Source organism: Streptococcus oralis, assembly GCF_003944215.1.
GTDB classification, from domain to species: Bacteria; Bacillota; Bacilli; order Lactobacillales; family Streptococcaceae; genus Streptococcus; species Streptococcus oralis_BI.
This window is the reverse complement of sequence record NZ_RJVZ01000016.1, coordinates 26,394-32,681: the sequence shown is the minus strand read 5'-3', so window position 1 is coordinate 32,681 and position 6,288 is coordinate 26,394. Positions and strand designations below refer to the sequence as shown.

The window sequence follows — 6,288 nt, the reverse complement described above, 5'->3', positions numbered from 1 at the left end:
GATAAATGTAGCTATGCTAATATTTCTATTTAAAATTCAAGGAGAAAATCAATGAAAAAAGCAATGTTAATTATCAACCCTACCTCTGGTGGGGAAAAGGCTTTGGATTATAAGGACAAGCTGGAGAATAAAGCCAAAGATTATTTTGAGCACGTGGAAACGAAGATTACTGAAAAAGCTCTAGATGCGACCATCTTTGCAGAAGAAGCTTCACAAGAAGGATATGATGCAGTGGTTGTTTTTGGTGGAGACGGGACAGTCAATGAAGTCATTTCGGGTATTGCTGAGAGAGACTACATTCCTAAGTTAGGGATTATCCCAGGCGGTACGGGTAACCTCATTACGAAACTTTTGGAAATCAATCAAGACATCGATGGTGCAATTGATGAGCTCGATTTTAACTTAACCAACAAGATTGATATCGGTAAAGCGAATGACAACTATTTTGGTTATATCTTTAGTATCGGTTCTCTGCCTGAGGCGATTCACAATGTTGAAATTGAAGATAAGACAAAATTTGGTATCCTTGCCTATGCTGTAAATACTATGAAGTCCGTCATGACAGATCAGGTCTTTAACATTAATGTCGAGACAGAAAATGGAAATTATCTTGGTGAGGCTAGTCATGTTTTGGTTCTCTTGACAAATTACTTCGCTGATAAAAAGATTTTTGAAGAGAATAAAGATGGCTATGCCAATATTTTGATTCTAAAAGATGCTTCAATATTCTCTAAATTATCTGTCATTCCAGATTTACTAAAAGGGGATGTTGTCGGCAATGATAATATTGAGTATATCAGAGCGCGTAATATTAAAATCTCTTCAGATAGTGAATTGGAGTCAGATGTTGACGGCGATAAATCGGATAACCTACCTGTAGAAATCAAAGTCCTAGCTCAGCAAGTAGAAGTATTTTCAAAACCGAAAGAGTAGAAGGTAAAAATTAGTTTATTTTTCACAACGAAATTAAGTTCTATATCAACGATTGGAGGAGGAATGAATTCTCTATTTGAAGAATTTAAAACCATTTGTTCACATTTAAACCAAGTCGGAATCACTCCGACGCTCATGGGGTCTTTGGGGTTTGAATACCGATCAAATGAAGAATGGGGGCCGTCTGACATTGACATTCATGTGCCTGGTGATCCTAGAGGTTGGGAAGCACCTGATCATCTCAGAATTTATGAGTGGGACAAGATAATGAAAGTGATGAAACACTTAGGCTATGCCTTAATAGATATTCATGAGCATGAATTCCAAAAAGATGGTCTGAGTGTTGAATTCGGAAGTATCGATTCTTTACCTGATTTTGCAGGAGTTTCAGAATCGGATATAGAGATTATTCATCTCGAGGATATTACGTTTCGCATTCCAAACCTAGAACAGTTTTTAAGTATTTATAAGGCTTCTTCCCAAGATTCCTATCGAAATGATCACAATAACAATAAGGATTTTAAAAAAATTGAGTGGCTGGAAAGACATTTGTAAATTATCATATGAAAAGTAGTAAGTTGTATGACTGGCTGCTTTTTTATTTATAGAAACAAACCACTTGAAACTACGGACAAGTCTTGAAAATAAAATACGAAAGTAGTATACTAGAATCACAATCATGAAAACGTTTGCGCAATAAGATGAATAAAAGTAAACTAGGAGACAGAACAATGGAATTAACAGCCATTTACCACAGACCAGAGTCGGAGTATGCTTATCTTTATAAAGATAAGACAATGCACATTCGTATTCGAACGAAAAGAGGAGATATCGAAAGTATCAACTTACATTATGGAGATCCTTTTATCTTTATAGAGGATCGTTATGAAGCAATCAAGGAGATGACCAAAGTTACCTCCGATGCTTTGTTTGATTACTGGCAAGTGGAGATTACAGTTGACTATGCACGACTCCAGTATCTCTTTGAACTTAAAGATAAGCAAGGTCAGAGTATCCTGTATGGTGATAAGGGTTGTGTTGAAAACACGCTAGAAAACCTTCATTATGAAGGAAATGGATTTAAAATCCCTTATATACATGAGATTGATGCTTGCCATGTTCCCGACTGGGTAGCAGATACGGTATGGTACCAGATTTTCCCAGAACGCTTTGCTAATGGGAATCCTGTGATTTCTCCAGAAGGGGTGCTAGCTTGGGACTCGTCTATCAAACCTAAAAGTAAGGATTTCTTTGGTGGTGATTTGCAAGGCATTATTGACCATCTGGATTACTTGCAAGACTTAGGTATTACAGGTCTTTATCTCTGTCCGATTTTTGAATCCCCAAGCAATCACAAGTACAATACGACGGACTATTTCGAAATTGACCGTCATTTTGGGGACAAGGAAACCTTCCGTAAACTGGTGGAGGAGGCCCATCGGCGAGGCATGAAAATCATGCTGGACGCTGTTTTCAACCATATCGGAGACCAAGCTCCACAGTGGCAGGATGTTCTCAAACATGGTGAAGATTCTATTTATAAAGACTGGTTCCATATTCAAGACTTTCCAGTCGTTAAAGAAAATCTTGTTAATAAAAGAGAACTATCCTACCACACCTTTGCCTTTGAGAGCTATATGCCTAAGCTCAATACGGCAAATCCTCAAGTGAGAGACTATTTGTTGAGCGTTGCGACCTACTGGATTGAAGAGTTTGATATCGATGCTTGGCGCCTAGATGTTGCGAATGAAGTCGACCACCAATTTTGGCGAGATTTCCGTAAGGCTGTCCTGGCTAAAAAGCCTGACCTTTATATTCTTGGAGAGGTCTGGCACACTTCTCAGCCTTGGTTAAATGGCGATGAATTCCACGCAGTCATGAACTATCCTCTGTCTGATAGTATCAAGGATTATTTCTTGCGAGGGGTTAAGAAGCCTTATCAATTTATCGATGAAATCAATAGCCAGTCTATGTACTATAGACAGCAGATTTCGGAAGTGATGTTCAATCTCTTGGATTCGCATGATACGGAGCGTATTTTGACTACTGCCAAGGGAGATAGCCAACTTGTTAAGTCTGCCCTAGCCTGCCTCTTTTTACAAAGAGGAACACCGTGTTTCTACTATGGAACCGAGTTAGAGTTAGACGGAGGGCCAGACCCAGATTGTCGTCGTGCTATGCCTTGGGAACGTGTTTCCGAAAGCAATGAGATGCTTAATTTCATGAAGAAATTGATTCAGCTTCGTAAGGATGCTTCATCAATCATTCAGCATGGGAAATACAGTCTCAAAGAAATCAAGCCTGATGTAGTGTCCTTGGAATGGAATTATGATGGACAAAAGGTCCGAGCAATTTTTAATCAATCAAAAGAAAATTATCTTGTAGATAGCGATTCGGCAGATTTAACAAGTCATTGCCAAGAATTGGATAATCAGCTTGTCATCTTACCAAAAGGATTTGTGATTGAATAAAAAAATGAGAAGAGAAAGACTGTAATGATGGGCAACCATTCGTTCCAGTCTTTTTTCTATTTATGTAGTATAATAAAGGAAACACCGAGGCAAACCCTTAGAAAGAAGAGAACGATGAACCATCTAATCCAATCTTTAAAAGAAAAGATCACTGACCAAATGTCCTTGGAAGATATGGTGAATGTCTTTGAAGAGATGTGTGGCACACCATTTGATGAGGAAATGATTTTGTTTGAGACCGGAACATTTACTAGACTATCAAACGAGCCCTTGTTCCAAATCTCCTTGGTTCGACAAGTTCCTAATGACGATGAAGAATTTTATCAAGTCCATTTAGATATTTTCTATAAGCCGACTAGTGAGAATGCAGAGTTTAGCGAGTCTATATGGGACGAAGATCTTGATGAGAACATCTTTGACTATATTCGAAACTCTGAGGTCTTTGCCTATGCCAAAGACAAGGAATACCTCAAAGTAAAAATTTATTTAGATGAAACTTAGTAAGGAGAAATCATGTTTAATTTTTTTAAGCGTAGAAGAAATAAGCAGCTTAATCATGACTTATATGACAATTCTAGAGATGGTCAAACTGTTACCGAAGAGAAACTGGATCTAGAAAACGATAACACAAAGGTGAATTCTGAAGAAATCCTCCATTTTGATCATTTGAATTTTAAATTAGCCATTATTCAGGTCTTAATGTACGATTTAGAAGTGCTTGAACCATCTTTTGATATTTATAATTTTGCTGATCAATACAGTACAGAAGAGATTGATACTGAAAGCATGGAAGTTATAAGACCGGCTCTTGAGTATTTTGAAGCATTATCTATTCCTAAAAAATATGCTGAAGAGGTCAAAGAAATTTACATGGATGGTGGAAATGAGATTTATATGAATATCATTCCACAATGGGATGGAGAGGATGAAACATTTGATTTGAATGAGCTCAGCTTATCCGAATTACAACAATTTCCAAACTTAAAAGAAGCAACTATTTTAAGCAGCAATTTTGATAGCGTGAAAGAAATCTTCGATGTGGCTGGTATTGAAGTGGATCTATTATAATGTTAGTTATCAAGTCAATTCATGTTAAAACAATAATTTGCTCTCGCTTTAAAAGGAGTATGAAAATCAATGGACGCTAACATACTTAGAGTTGTGAAAATAGATAAAGAAGCACTTTATGAATTTATCTATGAAAACTTTATAGCACAACAGGAAGAATTGTTAGACATATCCAAATCTGAAGTGATGAATGATTTTGCAATAGATTGAGAAAAAGGGGAGTTTCTATTTACTGCGCATAGACAGGAAAACATGGCTGGAGAATTGATTTCCTTACCAGAAGGACTAAATGCGGAAACATTACTGGAAAACTTGCCTGTTACAACTGATTCTGTACTTAAACCAAATCAAATCTATAAAGATTATTCATTTGACGATTTGAGCAAATTTATTTGATGAGAGTATTTTATATCGCAGAGGTTGCAGATGCTAGAGTGAGGTGAGTTACAGTTAATTACAAGAGAAAAGTGTGAAAAAATACAATTCAAATCTGAGTTTACTCAATCTAGTGTAACTTACTCGAATTTAAATAGTCGATCTAGTGTTGAAGAATTTATTATCCACTCATACTATCATTAGAAGGAAGCAAGTCAAAGAATTCAACTTATAAAAGTCCCTTTATCGTAGAGAATATTGATTAGATAGCAAGGAAGAGGAAAAAATGAAACTGTTTAAAAAAATTTCCTGTCTATTTATTATTATAGTTGGCGCCCTTCTACTAAGTGCCTGTACCTCGCATAAAGAAGACAAAGAGCGACTGGTTCGATATCTCAATAACGTCTATGGAGAAAATACTTATGAGATGAAAGAAGATCCCAGGCATCCCTATTATTGGTTTGTGACATTGAAGGATTATCCAAATATTCCCTTTACTTGTGGTGTGTCCCATGATTGGCTAGCAATGGGATCACCTTTTATTCATTCTGATTTTGAAGAAACCTTCTGCACAAGAGCTCTTGCGGAGTATAAAGAAGATCATAATCTAGGTGATGATGTCCTGTCCTATCTGCATCCCGTAAATTTTGTCTATTCTACAGAAGTAACAAATTTAGATCAACTAAAAGAATCCTATGACAAGATGTTGGACTTTATCAACTATACTAGCCTGAAGTATCCTATTTTAGTAGAAACTGATTGTTTCGGGGTACGAATGGATATCAGTGGTATTCGATTAAAGAGCTCGAGGAGGAATCTTGATGGGTCAATCGATACCAGTATTTATCGACAAGTTTGCAACGCAGAAAATGGGAAATTAAACATAAGACCTTTTGAAGAAATTCGTCAAGAATTGGAACCCCAACTACGAACACACCCTGAGAATTCAAAGGGATTTGTATTTATAGTAAACACGACTTCTTTTGTATTGGGAAGCGATACACTCGATGATTGCTTATATAAGCATTTCGAATTATCATCTACCACAGTAGAAGAACTTCAAAAGATCAAGTTGCAACCTGGAGAAAATAGCGAAAACTATATATTGTCCAAAGACTATAATGATAATAGTCTGGAGTATTATACAAAAGTTACAGTGCAGGTCAAAAATCTAAGTGATAAGGAATGTTCTGTTTTAGAGGGAACGTTGATGAAGGCTGTCATCTCTGATCCGGCAAGTATGTATATTGGGGATGTCTATTTTGAATTTGATAAAAGAAAAGAATTAACTGCTGATTTATATGATATGCTTGGAACAAAAAGACCCTCCACTAGTGAAGAGGAGAGCGACGGAGTTCCCTATAAAAATATAAGGGTTTTATTTAAGATGAAGACCTATTTCAAAGAGATAGACAGCGTTACATTATCCTATCAGGAGTAG

Annotated in this window: 8 protein-coding genes; all 8 read left to right on the top strand. The window is 36.6% G+C overall.

What is annotated here, in order from left to right:
- The first annotated feature begins 51 nt into the window (after positions 1 to 51).
- The 8 genes from D8804_RS08700 to D8804_RS08670 all read left to right on the top strand — a co-directional run bounded on the left by D8804_RS08700 (position 52) and on the right by D8804_RS08670 (position 6,288).
- A complete protein-coding gene (locus D8804_RS08700) occupies positions 52 to 933 on the top strand; it encodes a diacylglycerol/lipid kinase family protein (RefSeq protein ID WP_125399513.1) in 882 nt (293 codons plus the stop codon).
- Between the two features lie 63 nt (positions 934 to 996).
- Positions 997 to 1,488, top strand: coding sequence for a phosphoribosylanthranilate isomerase (locus D8804_RS08695; protein ID WP_125399512.1), 492 nt, complete (start codon positions 997 to 999; stop codon positions 1,486 to 1,488).
- Between the two features lie 176 nt (positions 1,489 to 1,664).
- Positions 1,665 to 3,404 (top strand): glycoside hydrolase family 13 protein, encoded by a 1,740-nt coding sequence (locus D8804_RS08690; protein WP_125399511.1) that lies wholly within the window; start codon positions 1,665 to 1,667, stop codon positions 3,402 to 3,404.
- Positions 3,405 to 3,518: 114 nt separating this feature from the next.
- Entirely contained in the window at positions 3,519 to 3,905 is a 387-nt protein-coding gene (locus tag D8804_RS08685) for a hypothetical protein (RefSeq protein ID WP_125399510.1), read from the top strand.
- Positions 3,906 to 3,917: 12 nt separating this feature from the next.
- Entirely contained in the window at positions 3,918 to 4,472 is a 555-nt protein-coding gene (locus D8804_RS08680; protein ID WP_125399509.1) for a DUF6892 domain-containing protein, read from the top strand.
- A gap of 69 nt (positions 4,473 to 4,541) precedes the next feature.
- On the top strand, positions 4,542 to 4,682 hold the full coding sequence (locus tag D8804_RS10315; protein ID WP_260472351.1) for a hypothetical protein: 141 nt from the start codon (positions 4,542 to 4,544) through the stop codon (positions 4,680 to 4,682).
- Positions 4,683 to 4,724: 42 nt separating this feature from the next.
- Positions 4,725 to 4,868 (top strand): hypothetical protein, encoded by a 144-nt coding sequence (locus D8804_RS10310; RefSeq protein WP_260472350.1) that lies wholly within the window; start codon positions 4,725 to 4,727, stop codon positions 4,866 to 4,868.
- Between the two features lie 265 nt (positions 4,869 to 5,133).
- Positions 5,134 to 6,288, top strand: coding sequence for a hypothetical protein (locus D8804_RS08670; protein WP_125399508.1), 1,155 nt, complete (start codon positions 5,134 to 5,136; stop codon positions 6,286 to 6,288).

Excerpts from the sequence above, each read along its gene's own strand:
- D8804_RS08700 (WP_125399513.1), top strand. The coding sequence starts at position 52 with ATGAAAAAAGCAATGTTAATTATCAACCCTACCTCTGGTGGGGAAAAG.
- D8804_RS08685 (WP_125399510.1), top strand. The coding sequence starts at position 3,519 with ATGAACCATCTAATCCAATCTTTAAAAGAAAAGATCACTGACCAAATG.
- D8804_RS08695 (WP_125399512.1), top strand. The coding sequence starts at position 997 with ATGAATTCTCTATTTGAAGAATTTAAAACCATTTGTTCACATTTAAAC.
- D8804_RS08680 (WP_125399509.1), top strand. The coding sequence starts at position 3,918 with ATGTTTAATTTTTTTAAGCGTAGAAGAAATAAGCAGCTTAATCATGAC.
- D8804_RS08690 (WP_125399511.1), top strand. The coding sequence starts at position 1,665 with ATGGAATTAACAGCCATTTACCACAGACCAGAGTCGGAGTATGCTTAT.
- D8804_RS10310 (WP_260472350.1), top strand. The coding sequence starts at position 4,725 with ATGGCTGGAGAATTGATTTCCTTACCAGAAGGACTAAATGCGGAAACA.
- D8804_RS10315 (WP_260472351.1), top strand. The coding sequence starts at position 4,542 with ATGGACGCTAACATACTTAGAGTTGTGAAAATAGATAAAGAAGCACTT.
- D8804_RS08670 (WP_125399508.1), top strand. The coding sequence starts at position 5,134 with ATGAAACTGTTTAAAAAAATTTCCTGTCTATTTATTATTATAGTTGGC.